Annotated in this window: 20 protein-coding genes and 1 tRNA gene; 8 read left to right on the top strand and 13 right to left on the bottom strand. The window is 41.5% G+C overall.

Annotated features, from left to right (window positions below; genetic code table 11):
• The first annotated feature begins 3 nt into the window (after positions 1-3).
• Complete coding sequence (locus tag AC13CS_RS10665) at positions 4-477, top strand: glutathione peroxidase (RefSeq protein WP_293167679.1); 474 nt, start codon at positions 4-6, stop codon at positions 475-477.
• On the opposite strand, the gene AC13CS_RS10660 is transcribed toward AC13CS_RS10665, so the two are convergent.
• The 4 genes from AC13CS_RS10660 to AC13CS_RS10645 form a co-directional block, all read right to left on the bottom strand.
• Complete coding sequence (locus AC13CS_RS10660) at positions 474-1,514, bottom strand: ATP-grasp domain-containing protein (RefSeq protein WP_293167681.1); 1,041 nt, start codon at positions 1,512-1,514, stop codon at positions 474-476. The two genes, AC13CS_RS10665 and AC13CS_RS10660, sit on opposite strands and share 4 nt — an antisense overlap.
• Before the next feature lie 5 nt (positions 1,515-1,519).
• Positions 1,520-2,236 carry an NRDE family protein gene (locus AC13CS_RS10655; RefSeq protein WP_293167683.1) on the bottom strand — a complete coding sequence of 239 codons (717 nt, stop codon included), beginning with the start codon at positions 2,234-2,236 and terminating at the stop codon, positions 1,520-1,522.
• Entirely contained in the window at positions 2,224-2,709 is a 486-nt protein-coding gene (locus AC13CS_RS10650; protein WP_293167685.1) for a DinB family protein, read from the bottom strand. Before AC13CS_RS10650 ends, AC13CS_RS10655 begins: the two co-directional genes overlap by 13 nt.
• 68 nt (positions 2,710-2,777) lie before the next feature.
• Positions 2,778-3,221, bottom strand: coding sequence for a YHS domain-containing (seleno)protein (locus tag AC13CS_RS10645; protein WP_293167687.1), 444 nt, complete (start codon positions 3,219-3,221; stop codon positions 2,778-2,780).
• A gap of 424 nt (positions 3,222-3,645) precedes the next feature.
• On the opposite strand from AC13CS_RS10645, the gene AC13CS_RS10640 reads away from it, so the two are divergent.
• The 7 genes from AC13CS_RS10640 to AC13CS_RS10610 all read left to right on the top strand — a co-directional run bounded on the left by AC13CS_RS10640 (position 3,646) and on the right by AC13CS_RS10610 (position 7,974).
• Positions 3,646-4,230, top strand: a complete 585-nt coding sequence (locus AC13CS_RS10640) for a collagen-like domain-containing protein (protein ID WP_293167689.1) — start codon at positions 3,646-3,648, stop codon at positions 4,228-4,230.
• 243 nt (positions 4,231-4,473) lie between these two features.
• Positions 4,474-5,049, top strand: a complete 576-nt coding sequence (locus AC13CS_RS10635) for a collagen-like domain-containing protein (protein WP_293167691.1) — start codon at positions 4,474-4,476, stop codon at positions 5,047-5,049.
• 244 nt (positions 5,050-5,293) lie between these two features.
• On the top strand, positions 5,294-5,842 hold the full coding sequence (locus AC13CS_RS10630; RefSeq protein WP_293167693.1) for a GNAT family N-acetyltransferase: 549 nt from the start codon (positions 5,294-5,296) through the stop codon (positions 5,840-5,842).
• A gap of 40 nt (positions 5,843-5,882) precedes the next feature.
• A complete protein-coding gene (locus AC13CS_RS10625; RefSeq protein ID WP_293167695.1) occupies positions 5,883-6,419 on the top strand; it encodes a Crp/Fnr family transcriptional regulator in 537 nt (178 codons plus the stop codon).
• Between the two features lie 56 nt (positions 6,420-6,475).
• Complete coding sequence (locus tag AC13CS_RS10620; protein WP_293167697.1) at positions 6,476-7,009, top strand: DinB family protein; 534 nt, start codon at positions 6,476-6,478, stop codon at positions 7,007-7,009.
• A gap of 28 nt (positions 7,010-7,037) precedes the next feature.
• On the top strand, positions 7,038-7,433 hold the full coding sequence (locus AC13CS_RS10615; RefSeq protein ID WP_014033342.1) for a nuclear transport factor 2 family protein: 396 nt from the start codon (positions 7,038-7,040) through the stop codon (positions 7,431-7,433).
• A gap of 10 nt (positions 7,434-7,443) precedes the next feature.
• Entirely contained in the window at positions 7,444-7,974 is a 531-nt protein-coding gene (locus tag AC13CS_RS10610; RefSeq protein ID WP_239057392.1) for a dihydrofolate reductase family protein, read from the top strand.
• 158 nt (positions 7,975-8,132) lie between these two features.
• On the opposite strand, the gene AC13CS_RS10605 is transcribed toward AC13CS_RS10610, so the two are convergent.
• From AC13CS_RS10605 to AC13CS_RS10565, 9 genes are all read right to left on the bottom strand, one after another.
• Positions 8,133-8,378, bottom strand: coding sequence for a GIY-YIG nuclease family protein (locus tag AC13CS_RS10605; protein ID WP_293167700.1), 246 nt, complete (start codon positions 8,376-8,378; stop codon positions 8,133-8,135).
• A 16-nt stretch (positions 8,379-8,394) separates the two neighbouring features.
• Positions 8,395-8,468 (bottom strand) — tRNA-Arg (locus AC13CS_RS10600).
• Positions 8,469-8,477: 9 nt separating this feature from the next.
• Entirely contained in the window at positions 8,478-8,930 is a 453-nt protein-coding gene (locus tag AC13CS_RS10595) for a GatB/YqeY domain-containing protein (protein WP_293167702.1), read from the bottom strand.
• A 99-nt stretch (positions 8,931-9,029) separates the two neighbouring features.
• Positions 9,030-11,033: a cell division protein FtsZ gene (gene ftsZ, locus AC13CS_RS10590; RefSeq protein ID WP_293167704.1), complete on the bottom strand. Its 2,004-nt coding sequence runs from the start codon at positions 11,031-11,033 to the stop codon at positions 9,030-9,032.
• A 27-nt stretch (positions 11,034-11,060) separates the two neighbouring features.
• Positions 11,061-12,389: a cell division protein FtsA gene (gene ftsA, locus AC13CS_RS10585; protein ID WP_293167707.1), complete on the bottom strand. Its 1,329-nt coding sequence runs from the start codon at positions 12,387-12,389 to the stop codon at positions 11,061-11,063.
• 3 nt (positions 12,390-12,392) lie between these two features.
• Positions 12,393-13,112: a hypothetical protein gene (locus AC13CS_RS10580; RefSeq protein WP_293167709.1), complete on the bottom strand. Its 720-nt coding sequence runs from the start codon at positions 13,110-13,112 to the stop codon at positions 12,393-12,395.
• Positions 13,102-14,451 carry a UDP-N-acetylmuramate--L-alanine ligase gene (gene murC, locus AC13CS_RS10575; RefSeq protein WP_293167711.1) on the bottom strand — a complete coding sequence of 450 codons (1,350 nt, stop codon included), beginning with the start codon at positions 14,449-14,451 and terminating at the stop codon, positions 13,102-13,104. Before murC ends, AC13CS_RS10580 begins: the two co-directional genes overlap by 11 nt.
• Positions 14,448-15,536, bottom strand: coding sequence for an undecaprenyldiphospho-muramoylpentapeptide beta-N-acetylglucosaminyltransferase (gene murG / locus AC13CS_RS10570; protein WP_293167713.1), 1,089 nt, complete (start codon positions 15,534-15,536; stop codon positions 14,448-14,450). The genes murC and murG overlap by 4 nt, the downstream gene beginning before the upstream one ends.
• Entirely contained in the window at positions 15,523-16,728 is a 1,206-nt protein-coding gene (locus tag AC13CS_RS10565; protein WP_293167715.1) for an FtsW/RodA/SpoVE family cell cycle protein, read from the bottom strand. Before AC13CS_RS10565 ends, murG begins: the two co-directional genes overlap by 14 nt.
• Positions 16,729-16,731: the final 3 nt, after the last annotated feature.

The following is a 16,731-nucleotide window of genomic DNA, read 5'->3' as shown; positions in this document are numbered from 1 at the left end:
ACCATGAGCTTTTACACCTTTGAAGCAGAACGATTGGACGGCACCTTGGAGTCCATGGAAAAGTACAAGGGCAAAACCGTTGTTGTGGTCAATACAGCCAGTAAATGCGGGTTAACACCACAATACGAAGGGCTGGAGGCACTCTACAAAGAATACAAAGAAAGGGGACTGGTTATTTTGGGGTTCCCCTGCAACCAGTTTGGAAACCAAGAACCTGGCAATGCAGAAGATATACAAGAGTTTTGCCAAGCAAACTACGGTGTAAGCTTTCCTATGTTTGCCAAGATTGATGTTAACGGTAGCAACGCCCATCCTATATTCAAATATCTTAAGTCTCAATTGAGCGGCTTACTGGGCGGAAAAATCAAATGGAACTTCACCAAGTTTGTGATTGATAAAACGGGAAAGCCTGTAAAAAGATTTGGATCTACGAAACAGCCAGAAGCCATGGAAAGCTACCTTAAAAGCATACTCTAAAACTTTAATTGCGCCTGCAAGGCACCTGTTTGTTTGAGCATGGCCCTGCCATCCTTAAAACTTAAATAAGAATGTCCTGCCCTTTTGTTAAGGATGCTAATTTCGCACAACATACCCCAATGGCGGGCAACTTCTCGCCAAGCCCATAACAATGAGTGGTTGGGGTCGTAAATATGGGTAGCCTCCCCTCCTGCTCCGTTCACTTCGATAATGCTAAAGTTTTTTCCTTGGCAAAGCTCCTCAAAAGAGTTGTAAAGTACATCCAATCTACCGTAATGGAAACCGTTCATTTGAGAACATACCTTATCAATGGTTTGCACTAAATAATCATTGATTTTATGGCTAATGTCCACAAACTTGGCTCCCCGTGTATGACTACCGTAAGGCACTAAAACAAATTCCTCTCCTTGATCCAAAATCTGTTGAAGCCGGTCACCAAATTTTTGTTCTAAAACCTTTAATTGCAGATGGCTTCGCGGGTTCTTTTTAATAAGTTGCACCATAGAACTTTCTCCATCCCCTGTAATGGACAAAAATTCCTTGGAAACGACTCCAGTAATTTTACCATGCATTTCCCCAGGTTTGCGCACATAGAATATACCCACTTCTTTTTGATATGGAATAAGTTCCTGCACCAAAAAATGGGAAGGGCTCCAACGCGCATAGTTTTGGAATTCATCTTTATTATGAATTTTTTCGACACCAAAGGCTTTCATTCCAATATCGGGCTTTGCAATAAATGGAAAGTCGATGCCAATAGCCAAAACATGCTCTATGGCCGATTCAGGAACCTCATCCTTCTCAATAAATAGGGTTTTGGGAATAAATTGATCGGGAATCATATTATAGATGTCCATTTTGGATACCATGGCCATGCCCCCATTCTTCATTCCAGGGTTGGCTGCATTAAAAAAGAAGATGGACCGTGCTTTAATGGAATAATACAACCAAACGGGAAACATAGGGTAATAAATCATCCAAAAGGGCCAATATTCCCAGTGGGTGATTCGATGCCATATCAATTTTAATGAATCCATCACAGTTACAAGGTGAGTTGGGTGGGCGAAAAAGGCACTTCGAAAAATTTATCGTTCAACAAATCCAAATGTCGCATCACAATTTCCTCTTCATCCAAAACGGCTTGGGTTACACTAAAGGTTTTTAAGCCCGAATCCCGATCAATGATAAATCCATTCTCAAAATCATCATGGTTGTTGGAATGAAAATCCACCACTTCGGAAGGGGTAATCCGTGAATTTTCATCCATAAACTGTTGAAACAAGTTTCGTCTATGTTCGATTACTTCATCTCTATAAAGTGTGGCCGAGGACCAAATGTGGTTTTTTGACTTGTCCAATGGCCTAAAATACTTTTGATGACCATCCCATCTAAACTCCAACAACGCACCATTGAACAAAACCAAAGTAAAGGGCTCAATGTCAATCAGCTTCATCTCCTGAAGCAAATCATAAGGTCGCCTGGATGCAATCACATCCAGCAGTACCAGCCCCCGACTCCGAGCATAATTCCCCCTTGGATCATGAGCTACAAAACCACCATTGAGAAGCACCGCCACCGAACCGTTTTCGTTAAGGGCAAACCAAGTACCGCCCGCTTTGCGGTCCTTTGGAAAAAGCACTTTTACCGAACCGATGGTTTCCTCTTGCGGTTGCAAGGCCAAAGGCCTTGAAATATGTTCGTCTCGGTTGGAGGTGATAAGCCGCATACCACCCGAAGATATATAACTTACTGTGCACATGCCTTTCTGTATTGTATGGTAGAAGGTGCTACCCCGAAAGATTTTGGGATTTCTTGTTCAGAAAAATGCTTTATGCCCACCTTGATCAATGCCTGATGATGAATGGTATGCTCCAAATTGTACATGACCTCCCTAAAATAATTGGAATCCATACAATTCTCTTCCCCATCGAGCTCATAGCTTAGTTTGATAAACTTGTTGGGTTTTTCCAAATGCTCTTGGATGTAGGCTAACTTTTCAAGGGCAAATGATACGTTTTCTTCAATTTCAATATTTCGTTCCCTGCGATCATATGAGACATCGGCAGGTTCATACCCCTTGATCAAGCAAAGGTATAACTCTATAATATGTCGTGTGTGCTGGCCAATACTGGCGTTTGAAAGAATACTACATGACTGGGAGTAACAACCTTTGGGCAGTTCGGATAAAACCTGTTTAAACTGCTCTAAAGTGTCCAGGGATGATTTGAACATGATGGTTTACTTATTGGTTATTTTTATTCGTTTTTTGATGAATTTGAGTATTAAGATAGAAAGAATATTCAATTCTTTATTTTTTCCCAGTTTTTATCCGCTTGGGAAACCAAATCATTTGGAGAGGATTTGAGCCAAAACTGCAGGGTATTGTTTTTTCCCTTGTTGTAAAATAGATAAAGTTTGCCGTCCCTGATTTCGTAGGTCTGCGGATCAACTTTTACTTTTCTTCCATTGACAGCCACAGCGTAAGCGCAATACCCGCCATACTTTGGAATATAACTGGACGGGCTTTCCTTGAACTTTTCTAAATTTTCTTGGTTGTAAAACTTGAACTTGGTTCCATCATAGGTTGTAGTAAACCCTTTCTTTCCTTCTAATGGAGTACCATTAAAATACGACACCACATCGTAGCCATCTACTGCATACCCTTTCTTGGTATTGTAATCCATGGTTTGTGCAAAATTCAAAGTGTAAACCATCAAAAAAAGAGTGAAAACAATTTTATTCATATCCATTAAGTCTAAATCTTTCAGCTAAAATCACTGTTTACATATTGAATTAGTCTTCAGCAAGTATTATTCCTTTCAATGTTAAGTGATGAAATCAGCCTAACAAAGTGACTCTCTTTATAATTGTGTAGGATTTTTCTTTCTTTAAAATATTGTCGCTTTGTCAAATAGCGGATTCGTCAATTCATATGGGGCATTCATCAATTGGACCCAAAATAACTCAATATTCCATCCTAATTTTAATGCCATAAAAGCATAAAACCCATACGTAGAACCACAAAAAGATGGCTGTTGCTATAATTTTTTTTCTAAACTGTAAATCTCCACTAAAAAGATCAGTTGGTAGAGAAATACCTTTTTAAATCCAAGACCATCCTTTTCATAAAACACATAACCCAATTATTAATCTTTTAAATATTTTTTTATGAAAACTAAGAATCTAAATCTAGCAAAATTGGCCCTTTTCCTTTTTATGGGGCTTAGCATTACATTGGTTTCCTGCTCTGGAGAAGATGGGACGGACGGTATTGATGGTATTGATGGTGAACAAGGTCCTCCAGGACAGGATGGTGCAGACGGACAGGATGGCAATGCCAATGTGGTTGCATCAGACTGGTTTCAAATTGAATGGACTAACGCTCAACCCACAGAAAGTTCAATGCATATTGAAATACCTGAAGTGGACATGACAGAGTTTTTAGCTAATGGAGGAGTCGTATTGGTCTATCTCAAAATAATTAACGACTATCCTAAAACGTATACATTGCCTTACGAATACAATAATGTAACATTTGACTATTATATGGCAAATGTGCCCGATGAATTCGATGGCATTTCAGTAACATTGGATGATCCAGATGAAAATGGCGTTTATTTAGATGTACTAGAAAACCCAAATTATACACTACGCTATGTACTGGTACCCGCCAACGTGGCCGAAGAAACTGGAATAGCAGATAAAATGCCCGAAAACTTTGGTGAAGCTGCCGCTTTGCTAGGATTGGATTAAGTCGTTGGATGTCAGAAGTCCGATGTTTGATATTTGATTCGAGCAATTAGTGAAATCCGTGTCAAAGCTGGAAGTCGGATGTCAGAAGTTTGATGCTTGAGATTTGCCTGCCTGCCGTAGGCATGGAACTTGAAACTTGAGCTTGACTCTTGAACTTGAACTTTTTAAACTAGATACCCGGCAGGTATTTTTCTCATACCACATTTTTTAACCTGTCGGGTTATTTATAAATCCATACATACCATGAAAACCAAAAAGACCTTGCTAAAAAGCATCATCCTTTTCTCTATGGGTATTTGCCTATCCTTGGCATTGGGATGCTCGGGAGAAGATGGCGAAACAGGAGCACAGGGACCCGCTGGAAAAGACGGGGTAGATGGACAAGACGGACAGGATGGCAACGCCAATGTAATCGCCTCGGAGTGGATAGACATTGAATGGACCGAGAAGATAACTACAGAGTGGGCCTACATGGCCATTCCAGTCGAAGGCATTATGGAATATGTGGAAAATGGTGGCATTGCCATGATGTATTTAAAGACGGCTGACTCAGTTGTAGTTGGACTACCGTTCACCAGTTCTTCTCAAGGTGGTAGTTCTTATTATTTCAGGTATGGCAAATTTTCTTCCGGTGAAAGTGAATGGGAAGGGTTCCGGTTTACCATGCAAGGTCATGGCACTGCCATAAACATTGCCGAAATAAACTATGCTGTTCGTTATGTCTTGGTGCCTGCCAACATGGTACATACCAATGGTTTGGCCGATAAAATGCCCGAAAGCTACGAGGAAGCTGTCTCCTTGCTTGAGTTAAACCATTGAATTGTTGGGCGTTGAATGTCAGGAGTCGGAAGTCAAAAGTCCGAAGTTTGAAGTCCAGTATTTGATATTTTATTCGAGCAATAAGTGAAATTCGTGTCAAAGCTGGAAATCCGATGTTTGATATTTGATTCGAACAATTGGTGAAATTCGTGTCAAAGCTGGAAGTCGAATGTTTGATGTTTGAACTTGACTCTTAAACTTGAAACGCCTGCCTGCCGTAGGCACGGAACTCAAAACTAAACAAATGAAACTATCCGTTCGGGAAATGAACAAAGGTGACATTGAACATTTTGTCCAATATTGGTTAAATGCTTCGGATCAATATTTGTTGGATTTGGGGGTAGATTTAAAAAAAAGACCCACCAGGGAACAGATAGAACAGCTAGTGAACGATCAAATTGGCGTGGCCATGGAAAAACGAAAAGCCTACTTTTTAACCTGGCTTTACGATAATAAACCCATTGGTTGTTCCAACGTAAACCAAATTGAATATGGAAAAAAAGCGTTTATGCATTTACACATTTGGGATTACAAGAACAAAAAAAAAGGGGCTGGGGCTACGCTTATAAAAAAGTCGCTCCCCTTCTACTTCAAAAACCTGAAACTACAAGAACTATACTGTGAACCATACGCCCTTAACCCAGCACCAAATAAAGTAATGGAGAAAATCGGTTTTACATTTATAAAGCAATACCGGATCGTTCCCGGCGCATCAAATTTTGAACAAATGGTGAACCAATGGAAACTCACCAGAGCAGATTACGAATCAATCATAGCTAAAAATAAAGAATAGGTAACCAACTTTTACAATAAAACCTCAAAAATCGACCAACGTGGATATTATCCAAACACTGTACCATCAAATAGATAAAGAAAACCTATGGAAAAAAGAGGTTTCCCTAAAAAGAAACGAATACCTAAAGGTAAGCGGAAGTACGGACACCAACCTCTATTATATTATTGCAGGGGCCATAAAAATCTTTATTCTGGACGATTATGAAGAGCATATCATCAGATTTGGCTACGAAAAGGACTTTGTTGCTCCCTTGGGTAGCTTTCTGTCTGAAAAACCGTCCGATGTATACATACAAGCCATTAGAAAATCTGAGTTGAAAGTAATTTCAAAAAACAACTTTTTCAGGTTGATCAACAGTAATGAACGTAACAAACAAATCTGGGACACCTTTATGGAACAACTCATATTACAACTATTGGAAAGGGAAAAGGACATTTTAACGGCTTCTCCGGCAAAACGTTACCAAAGGGTCTTGAAGAGAAGTCCACAACTGTTTCAGGAAATACCCAATAAGCACATTGCTTCTTATTTGAGAATGACGCCGGAAACCCTATCCAGATTGAAAAAATCTTGATCTTAATCAATAAAAACCATTGTAACCAGCTGTAGTTTGCACAAAAACTAAATACCATGAAATCAGATGAATTGATTCACGACCTAATCAAAATCACCAAGGTCAACATGAACGAAGTACAAACTTTTAAAACACTCTCGAAACAAGAGCTCAACCACAGAAAAACAAACAATAGCTGGAGCATTTTGGAGTGCATTGAGCACTTGAACAGGTACGGTGATTTCTACATTCCGGAAATCAAAAAAAGCATGCAAAATTCCAAACACCCCAAATCAGCAACATTTAAAAGTGGCTTTTTGGGAAATTATTTTGCCAACACCATAAAACCGAAAGAAAAATTGAACAAGATGAAAACCCCTAAATCGATGAACCCCATTAACAGCTCACTGGACAAATCGGTTTTGGACAAATTCATTTACCAACAAGAACAATTATTAGAGTATTTGAACGAAGCCAACAACATAAACCTCACCAAATTAAAAACCCCGACTTCGCTATCCAAATGGATTAATCTAAGACTTGGCGACACATTGCGGTTTGTAATATTCCACAACCAACGCCACGTTCAGCAAGCTAAGCGGGTACTATAATAATCACTAACATAAAATGTCTACAAAAATGAATCTAGAAGAAACTGTAAAAAAATTTCTCCACACACTGGAAAACCGAGAAAGCTTTGAAGAGTTGATTCCTTTTTATCATCCTGATGTGGAACAAATCGAATTTCCCAACACTTTGACAAAACGCAAGGCTGTTAGAAACCTAGATGCCTTAAAAGAAGCGGGGAAAGCAGGAAAAAATGTGTTGAAGAGTGAAAAATACGAAATTGTAAAAACTCATTCCCTTGGAACAACAGTGATTATTGAAGCTGTTTGGACCGGTATACTTGCCATACCCATTGGAAAACTAGATCCAGGTTCCGAAATGAAAGCCTACTTTGCCCAATTTTATGAATTTGAGGATGGTAAAATCATCAGTCAGAGAAACTATGACTGTTTTGAACCATTCGAATAAAACAAAGATGATGAAACAGATTATTTATTATGTAGCAAGTTCCTTGGATGGTTTTATTGCCGGAAAGAATGACGATATCAGCCAATTTATCCTTCAAGGTGAAGGAGTTGAAAAATACCAATCCGATCTTTCCAAGTTTGAAACCGTTATTATGGGAAGAAAAACGTATGAGTTTGGTTATAAATTTGGTCTAGAACCTGGGCAACCTGCATATCCCAACATGGAGCACCATATTTTCTCTGAATCCATGCAATTGGAAAATCTGGCCGATAATGTACATATTGAAAAAATGTCCATTGATCGGGTGAAAAAAATAAAAGAAGCCGCTAAAACGGACATTTACCTGTGCGGTGGTGGCGAATTTGCCGGTTGGCTATTGGACCATGATCTGATCGACCAACTAAAATTGAAGCTAAACCCAATTATTTTGGCTGAAGGCACCAGATTGTTCGGAAATTCCAACACGGCCACCCGCTGGAATTTGATCAAAAGCGAAGTGTTTCACGATGGTTTGCAAATTCTTACCTACAACAAACAATGAGTAAGGTAAGAACGTTGACCCATAGAAAAAGCAGGCTGGTCAGCCTGCTTTTTCTTTTTTGTGACCCAGGGAGCCTGCCTGTCGGCAGACAGGGATTCGAACCCCCCAACCCGAAATCTGATATTCCCTGCCTACCGGCAGGCGGGTATCCAGTTGAACTACTGGGACAATATTTGTGTTTTCAGAAATTCCCTTCCTACTCCAGATTTAAGATATCTTTCCCTTTCAATTGCTTCTTCCCTACTTTCAAAAGTTTCGAAATAAACTAATTTCCAAGGAACATATCCTTTTGTAGATCTTGTTTTACCAGTATTATGATCCTTCAAGCGGCTTTCGATGTTTTCGCAATGGCCCTTGTAAAGACGGCCATCCACCATACTTTGCAAAACATAAGCGTAATACACTCAATCCAATATTATGTGACCCAGGGAGGATTCGAACCCCCAACCCTCAGAGCCGAAATCTGATATTCTATCCAGTTGAACTACTGGGCCATTTATTGTTTATGAACTCAATTTTGCCTTGACTATGGCAGAAATGGTTTTCCCGTCGGCCTGTCCGGCCAATTCTTTGGAAACAATTCCCATTACCTTGCCCATGTCTTGCATTCCCGAAGCGCCAACAGAGTCAATGGTCATTACAACTACTTTTTCTATTTCCTCTTCGGTAAGTTGCTCGGGCAAAAACTTTTCGATAACGGCCACTTGTGCCAGTTCGGGTTCCGCCAAGTCCTCACGCCCTTGCTCTTGGTAAATCGTCGCACTATCCTTGCGTTGCTTCACCAATTTTTGAACCAGTTTAATTTCGTCTTCTTCAGACAATTCAGCGCCACCACCCTTATCGGTCTTTGCCAACAAGATAGCAGACTTAACTGCTCGCAATGATTCCAAGGCAACGGTATCTTTTGCCTTCATTGCGGCCTTCATTTCTGTCATCACCTTTTCTTGCAAACCCATGTGTTCTGATTTAGTTCGCGAAGATAAAAAATAAACCCGTAAGTTTCGCTACTTCCGGGTTTATGCTTTCCATTAAAATGGACATTAATTTAAACACTACTAATCAACATTATCGTGCAAAAAAGAGTTGTTGGAACGCAATTGCAAATCATCATTGCTGTCCTCACCCAATGATGTTCTTGACACCTTTTGCTCCTTTGGAACATCGTTTAGGTCCACTCCTTGGCGTTTGTATGCCGGCTCTTTTTCAATATCGTCTATACTGCTCCTATTGTTCTGGAACTTGTAGTTGAAGTTTTTCAACTTTCTTCTGCGCTCATCGGCACGATCTTTTAAAATATCGCTGATGGAGCTGTTCATTGGGTCTAGATTACCGATGGTTTCTTCGTTTTGTCCGGAACCTTCAATTTTTCTTTCGGCCTTCTTTACGGTTTTCTTTTCAAAAACAAGTTCGTTCTCCACCAGTTTTGGTTCATGGGTTTCCGCTTTGGATTTTGCCCCTGTCAACTTATTTTCCAACTCCATGTACTCTTGCAAATCGTATCGGGTCTCACCTTCTTTTTTATATTCCAAAACAGGCTTTACCTCTACATAATCGTTCACTTCCACATCCCCTATACCGTCATCCAAGTTAAAGGTTACCGTGTGTTCTTTGTCATCCTCTTCCTCTTCAGGCTGAGTGTTCAATGGCATGTCAAAGCTTAAGGTGAACTGGTCCTCATTGCTCTTTGGAGATACCTCTTCAGCATCCACCACATCAATATTATTGATTACATTTTTTGCTTCGATGATTACAAAATCATCCTCTACCGGTTCGGCAACCACTTCCTCGTAAAACACATTGAAATTTCGGATATAGTTGGTCGTTGGAATCAATTCTGGATTCTTGCTCTCCATTTTTTGGGAGGCGTCTTCTTTTTCATCCTCCATCTCCAATGTATGCTTCACTACTGTTGGTTCTGGCTCAGGTGTTGGTTCTGGTTCAGAAACCGGTGCTTTTTCAACTTTAACTTCCTGTACAGATGTAGCTTCGGGAGTTAAATCTTGTTCTGCCGTCTGCTCATCTTCCAAGGTGTAAAATACCTTTTTGGACTCCGTATTTACAATGTTATCCTGCTGATCCACATTAAAACCTGTGGCAATCACCGTTACAGCAATGGCTTCACCTAGGCTTTCATCTTCGCCTACACCCATAATGATATTGGCTCCGTGGCCGGCCTCAATCTGGATATGATCGTTGATCTCTCCGATTTCATCAATGGTAATCTCTTGAGAACCGGAAACAATGAGCAACAATACGTTTTTGGCCCCATTGATTTTGTTATCGTTCAACAATGGAGAATCCAAAGCTTTCATAATGGCTTCGGTAGCCCTTGTCGAGCCTGAAGCTGCCGCCGACCCCATAATAGCCGTTCCGCTATTGGAAAGTACGGTCTTGGCATCCCTAAGGTCGATGTTTTGTGTGTAGTGATGGGTAATTACCTCTGCTATACCTCTTGCCGCAGTGGCCAAAACTTCATCTGCCTTGGAGAAACCGGCCTTAAACCCAAGATTACCGTATACTTCCCTAAGCTTGTTGTTGTTGATGACAATTAATGAATCTACGTTGGCACGCAGTTTCTCAATCCCGATTTGGGCTTGTTTGTTACGCATGGCACCTTCAAACTGGAACGGCATGGTAACGATACCTACCGTAAGAACATCCATTTCTTTGGCTATCTTGGCAATAACAGGGGCTGCTCCAGTACCGGTTCCGCCACCCATTCCTGCGGTAATAAATGCCATTTTGGTATTGTTGTCCAGCATAGCCTTTAAATCTTCCATGCTTTCCAAGGCTGCCTGTTCTCCAACCTCGGGGTTGGCCCCTGCACCCAATCCTTCGGTAAGGGTTACTCCCAATTGAATTTTGTTGGATACCGGACTGTTCTGTAAAGCCTGCGCATCGGTGTTGCAGATTACAAAATCCACTCCATTGATACCGGCCTGAAACATGTGATTGATAGCGTTGCTTCCTCCACCGCCTACGCCGATAACTTTAATTACGTTGCTTTTGTTCTTGGGCAAATCAAAAGCTATGTTGTCAAATTCAGTGTTCTTACTCATGACAGTTGTGTTTCTCTTATGAGGTTATTATTCTGCATTGTCCAAAAAGTCCTTCAACTTTTCTGACCATTTGTCAAAAATGGATTTTCTCTCCGTATGCGGAGCCCCATTTGTTTTGGCTCCCATATCGTGTTCTTGGCCTACCAAAACCTCTTCTTCGTGCATCTCTTCCTGATCCACTATGCGGTTTTTCTTTTTGGCCTCCAAGGAATTCATCAGCAATCCAACAGCCGTTGCGTATAATGGGCTTGCTACCTCCTCGTCCGAATCTCCGGCAAGGTGTTCGTTTGGATAACCGATTCTTGTATCCATACCGGTAATGTATTCCACCAATTGCTTTAAATGCTTCAGTTGGCTACCTCCTCCAGTAAGGACAATTCCTGCGATCAATTTTTTCTTTTGTTCCTCGTGTCCATAATTCTTGATCTCCACATATACCTGCTCCACAATCTCCACTACACGGGCGTGAATGATCTTGGAAAGGTTTTTTAAGGTGATTTCTTTGGGTTCACGACCCCTTAACCCAGGAATGGACACGATTTCGTTGTCCTTGTTCTCTCCCGGCCAAGCGGAACCAAATTTTATCTTTAACAACTCGGCTTGCTTCTCGATGATGGAGCAGCCTTCTTTGATGTCTTCCGTTATCACGTTGCCTCCAAATGGAATGACGGAGGTATGACGGATGATACCATCCTTGAAAATGGCAAGGTCTGTGGTTCCACCGCCTATATCAATCAAAGCAACACCTGCTTCCTTCTCTTCCTGACTCAAAACAGCATCAGCTGACGCCAGAGGCTCTAGGGTAATGTTCCCTAAATCCAATCCGGCACTTTTGATGCATCTTCCAATATTTTTTATGGATGACACTTGCCCCACCACCACATGAAAGTTGGCTTCCAATCGACCACCATACATACCCACGGGTTCTTTGATTTCCGATTGACCGTCCACTTTGTACTCTTGCGGCAACACATGGATAATTTCTTCCCCGGGTAGCATCACCAATTTGTACACTTGGTTGCACAGTTTATCCAAATCTTCATTATCAATTACCTCTTCGGAATTGGGTCGGGTTATGTAGTCGCTGTGGTGCAGGCTTCGAATATGCTGACCCGCAATACCTACGACCACAGAACCAATTTTAAGCCCCGAATTCAATTCGGCCTGTTCCACCGCTTGCTGAATAGATGAAATGGTCTGTGTAATATTGTTGACTACTCCACGGTGAACACCCAAACTCTTAGATCGTCCAGTGCCCAAAATCTCTATTTTTCCATACTCATTTTCCCTACCGATGATCGCTACGATCTTGGTAGTTCCAATATCCAACCCAACTGAATAATTACCTTGTTCCATACTTTAAATTTTGGTGCAAACCACTTGATTGTTGAATTCCAAACTAACTGTTGCATAATCTTCCAAGGAATTGTCCTTGGCCGCCTTTGCATAAAAGGCCATAAAATTTTTGAACTTTTTGTTCAAATTGTCCACTCCGCCCAAATTCACCACAAAATTTTCCATGCGCAATTTGAGCTGATACTTTCCTTCGCTTTCAATATGTATGCCGATGACGTTCTTCCTTAAAAAATCATCGTTGTTGATATAATCCAAAATCACATAAGCATCCTCAAGGGTTTTCCCTGTAATTTTTCCTGTAATTATCGGAACCCTTGCCGAATGGTGCTTGGATAAAGGCATACGTTCACCCAAATCATCCAAATAAAATTTGGAGACACTTTCCACTCTTCCTATTGGCTTTCGCTGAACGATCTTGGACACAAGCTCCCCGTTTACAGTAAGATAGACCTGGGCGTTTTTGACCATGTCATTGGATAGCACAATCTCCTCTATAGTATTCAAAACTAACTGTTCTTTGGGCGTATTTTCTAGGGTTCCGTAATTTTGTATTAACAATTTATTAACCGCATCTTCAGTTAAATACAAATTGTTTTCACCAACAAATTTTACCGTCACATTTTGGACTGTTCTCTGTTGATTTCTTTGTTCGGCAAAACCGTAAAGCGCAATTACGGCCACGGACAAAAATGCCAGTTTTATGTAATCCCAATTAATGCGCATAACTCAATTCTTTTTTGATTTTTGGCACTTCCAGTCCAATATCCCCTGCACCAAGAGCAACCAAAACTCCTGATTTACAGTTCTTTACATCTTCCAGCAATGCTGATTTTGAAATCAGCTTTTTATTGGGGTTCTCTATTTTTTCCAATAACCATTGAGAAGTGACTCCCTCAATCGGTTCTTCCCGTGCCGGGTAAATATCCAGCAGGATGATTTCATCAAAATCTGAAAGACTCGCTGCAAAATCATCCACAAAATCCTTTGTTCTTGAAAAAAGATGTGGTTGAAAAATAACGGTCACCTTCTCTCCTACATGCATTTCCCGTATGGCTTGATGCACCGCACTGATTTCTGTTGGATGATGGGCGTAATCATCGATAAACACAAAGTCTTTTTCTTTTATCTGGTACGAGAACCTACGCTGAACACCTTTAAAACTCCCCAAAGCTTTGGCAAGGCGTTGTGGCGAACAGCCAGTTTGTACCGCCATCGCAAAAGCAGCTAATCCATTGAGTAAATTGTGCCTTCCGGGCTTATTGAACTTTACATTCTTGATTACCTCCGATGGTGTTATTAGATCAAATATGTAGGCGCCGTGTTCAATTTCAATATTTTCTATGCAGTAATCAGCTCCATCTTCAATGCCAAAGGTGGTGCCTTCCAAAGGAAGACCTTTGTGCACGAACAATTTTCCATTGGGCTTGATTCTACCTACAAACTCCCTAAAAGAGTGTTCCAATTCTTCTTTGGTGCCGTAAATATCCAAGTGATCGGCATCCATGGATGTTACACAAGCCACAGTTGGGGTCAAACGAAGGAACGAACGATCAAATTCATCAGCCTCCACCACCGAATATTCAGTGCCGTCCAACACAAAATTACTGTTGAAGTCCTCCGAAATCCCACCAAGGAAAGCGGTCAACGGCAATCCACATTCTTTGAGCAGATGTGCCAAAATGCAGGTGGTGGTGGTTTTACCGTGTGTACCCGCAACGGCCAAGCAAAAAGAATCCTTGGTAATAATCCCCAATACCTCGGAACGTTTTTTTAGATTGAATCCTTGGCTTTTGTAAAATTGAAATTCTGAATGTGAAGACGGTACGGCCGGCGTATACACCACCAAAGTGTTTGGATGTTTGAAAGTGTCCGAAATCAAATCGACATTGTCTTCAAAATGGACCGAAATGCCCTTTTCCATCAACCCATCGGTAATGGGTGTCGGGGTTCGGTCGTATCCGGCAACCTCCTTGCCCACAAATTTGAAATAGCGTGCCAGGGCGGACATACCTATGCCTCCTATGCCAATAAAATAAACGCTATGTATATCCTTCAAATTCACTTCAACAACTTTACTATTTCGTCCACAATATGCTCCGTTGCCTTGGGCATGGCCATTTTTTTAATGTTCTCTCCAAGTTTGTCCTGAGCCTCTTTCGAATCCATTAAACCCAGAAACCTTTTTTCAAATTCGGCATCCAACTCAACTTCCCTCAGCATAATGGCCGCATCTTTGGCCACCAAGGCTTTGGCATTTTGGGTTTGATGGTCCTCCGCCACATTGGGCGACGGGATAAAAATCACAGGTTTGCCCACCAAACAAAGCTCGGAAACCGAGCCTGCACCTGCCCTTGAGATGATAACATCCGCTGCTGCATAGGCTAGGTCCATCCGATTGACAAAGGCCAATACCTTGACGGTCCCCGATTCAAATTTTTTGTATTCTTCGTAATACAGTTTACCACACTGCCAAAGCACCTGTAATCCTTGTTCTTCAAAAAAGCCAAGCTCCTTTTCAATCAACTGATTGATTCTTCTTGCCCCAAGGCTACCCCCCAAAACAAGAACTGTTTTTTTGTTCCCATCTAGTCCAAAAAAGTTGCTCGCTTCTTGCTTGTTTTCTTTTACGTCCACCAAATCGGTTCGGATGGGGTTTCCTGTTTTTACAATTTTCTCCTTCGGAAAAAAGCGCTCCATTCCATCGTAGGCAACACAGATTTTATCCGCTTTTCCAGCCAATAGTTTGTTCGTGATGCCCGCAAAGGAATTCTGTTCTTGCAGCACACAGGGAACTCCCAAGCTTTCGGCCATTCGCAACAATGGTCCGCTTGCAAAACCTCCAGTGCCAATTGCTACGTGAGGCTTAAATTGTTTCACTATTTTGCGTGCTTCTAACAAACTACTTATCAGTTTAAATGGAAACATGAGATTTTTCAATGTCAGTTTCCGTTGTATTCCACTTATCCACAAGCCCTTGATTTCAAATCCGGCTTGCGGCACTTTTTCCATTTCCATTTTATCCTTGGCTCCAACGAACAAAAATTCTGCATCAGGAAATCTTTTCTTCAGCTCGTTCGCAATGGCCACCGCAGGATAAATATGTCCTCCCGTTCCTCCTCCAGAAAGTATAAACCTATAGCTGTCCACTTAATACTTCTAAAGGGTTCGTTTCATCCATTCCGTGGGATTCCTCCTCCAAATTTTCTTTTCTATTGCTAGCACTTAGCACGATCCCAATTGCCATACAGGTCATCCAAATCGAAGTTCCTCCCATACTGATCAAAGGCAACGGCTGCCCGGTAACCGGAAACAACTGTACCACTACCGCCATATTGATGAAAGCTTGGAACACAATCGGCAATCCCACGCCTATCACCAATAATTTTGAAAAAACCGTTTTGGACGAGTGTGCCACGACCACAATCCGAAATAATAGTAACAGATAGAAAAACAATAATGCTCCTCCTCCCAACAACCCATATTCTTCAATAATGATGGCAAAAATGAAATCCGACGTACTTTGGGACAGCATGTTCTTCATCACACTCTTTCCTGCTCCCTTTCCTACCACCCCACCCTCGGCTACTGCTATTTGCGCCAATGTCAACTGATGTAGATCATCTTTATCCGCTTGCTCTGGGTGAATAAAAGTTTCTATCCGTGATTTCCATGTTCCCGCCCTATCTGGCAATACCTCGGGGGCCTTGAAGAGTACAAACAGGAACATGCCCGCAAATACAATTCCTGTTGCCACCATGGCGAACAAATATTTTAAAGGATATCCGCCCAAAAAACACAACACCAACACCATTAAACCAATAATGGCGGCGGTTGAAAAGTTTTCGGGCAAAATCAACAGAACCACAAGGGCGACAGGCAACCAAAGTGGTAAAATACTTTCCTTGAACGTGATTTTTGTATCCTTGATCTTGGTCAGGTACCTGGCAATCCAAATCATCAAGACCACTGCTGCCAAAGTTGATGTTTGAAAGTTTACCCCCACCAAAGGAATTTTTATCCAGCGGTTTGCGGTCACTCCACCAATGCGTGTTTCCACGGTCAGTGTGTAAATCAACAGCAATATTACAATGGGCATGGCAATTATGGACAGCCCTTTAAAGTAATGTGTAGGTATCTTGTGCACGGCATAAATAATGCCGAAGCCCAAGAACAAGAGCACAGCATGTTTTACCAAATGGCCCAAAGTGGTCCCATCGCCATTGACGTAGACCAAATTGGTACTGGCACTGTACACTGGCAAAAATGAGAAAAGAGCCAAGAGGGCCACTACGCCCCAAATGGCTTTATCACCTTTCAGATTTTTGAATATTGCCAACACGTT

The organism is Flagellimonas sp. B-3 (assembly GCF_056857835.1).
Note: the sequence above shows the minus strand (reverse complement) of the source record. Positions and strands in the feature narration are given on the sequence as shown.

Excerpts from the sequence above, each read along its gene's own strand:
- AC13CS_RS10665 (WP_293167679.1), top strand. The coding sequence starts at position 4 with ATGAGCTTTTACACCTTTGAAGCAGAACGATTGGACGGCACCTTGGAG.
- AC13CS_RS10660 (WP_293167681.1), bottom strand. The coding sequence starts at position 1,514 with ATGGATTCATTAAAATTGATATGGCATCGAATCACCCACTGGGAATAT.
- AC13CS_RS10655 (WP_293167683.1), bottom strand. The coding sequence starts at position 2,236 with ATGTGCACAGTAAGTTATATATCTTCGGGTGGTATGCGGCTTATCACC.
- AC13CS_RS10650 (WP_293167685.1), bottom strand. The coding sequence starts at position 2,709 with ATGTTCAAATCATCCCTGGACACTTTAGAGCAGTTTAAACAGGTTTTA.
- AC13CS_RS10645 (WP_293167687.1), bottom strand. The coding sequence starts at position 3,221 with ATGAATAAAATTGTTTTCACTCTTTTTTTGATGGTTTACACTTTGAAT.
- AC13CS_RS10640 (WP_293167689.1), top strand. The coding sequence starts at position 3,646 with ATGAAAACTAAGAATCTAAATCTAGCAAAATTGGCCCTTTTCCTTTTT.
- AC13CS_RS10635 (WP_293167691.1), top strand. The coding sequence starts at position 4,474 with ATGAAAACCAAAAAGACCTTGCTAAAAAGCATCATCCTTTTCTCTATG.
- AC13CS_RS10630 (WP_293167693.1), top strand. The coding sequence starts at position 5,294 with ATGAAACTATCCGTTCGGGAAATGAACAAAGGTGACATTGAACATTTT.
- AC13CS_RS10620 (WP_293167697.1), top strand. The coding sequence starts at position 6,476 with ATGAAATCAGATGAATTGATTCACGACCTAATCAAAATCACCAAGGTC.
- AC13CS_RS10615 (WP_014033342.1), top strand. The coding sequence starts at position 7,038 with ATGAATCTAGAAGAAACTGTAAAAAAATTTCTCCACACACTGGAAAAC.
- AC13CS_RS10610 (WP_239057392.1), top strand. The coding sequence starts at position 7,444 with ATGAAACAGATTATTTATTATGTAGCAAGTTCCTTGGATGGTTTTATT.
- AC13CS_RS10595 (WP_293167702.1), bottom strand. The coding sequence starts at position 8,930 with ATGGGTTTGCAAGAAAAGGTGATGACAGAAATGAAGGCCGCAATGAAG.
- ftsZ (WP_293167704.1), bottom strand. The coding sequence starts at position 11,033 with ATGAGTAAGAACACTGAATTTGACAACATAGCTTTTGATTTGCCCAAG.
- ftsA (WP_293167707.1), bottom strand. The coding sequence starts at position 12,389 with ATGGAACAAGGTAATTATTCAGTTGGGTTGGATATTGGAACTACCAAG.
- AC13CS_RS10580 (WP_293167709.1), bottom strand. The coding sequence starts at position 13,112 with ATGCGCATTAATTGGGATTACATAAAACTGGCATTTTTGTCCGTGGCC.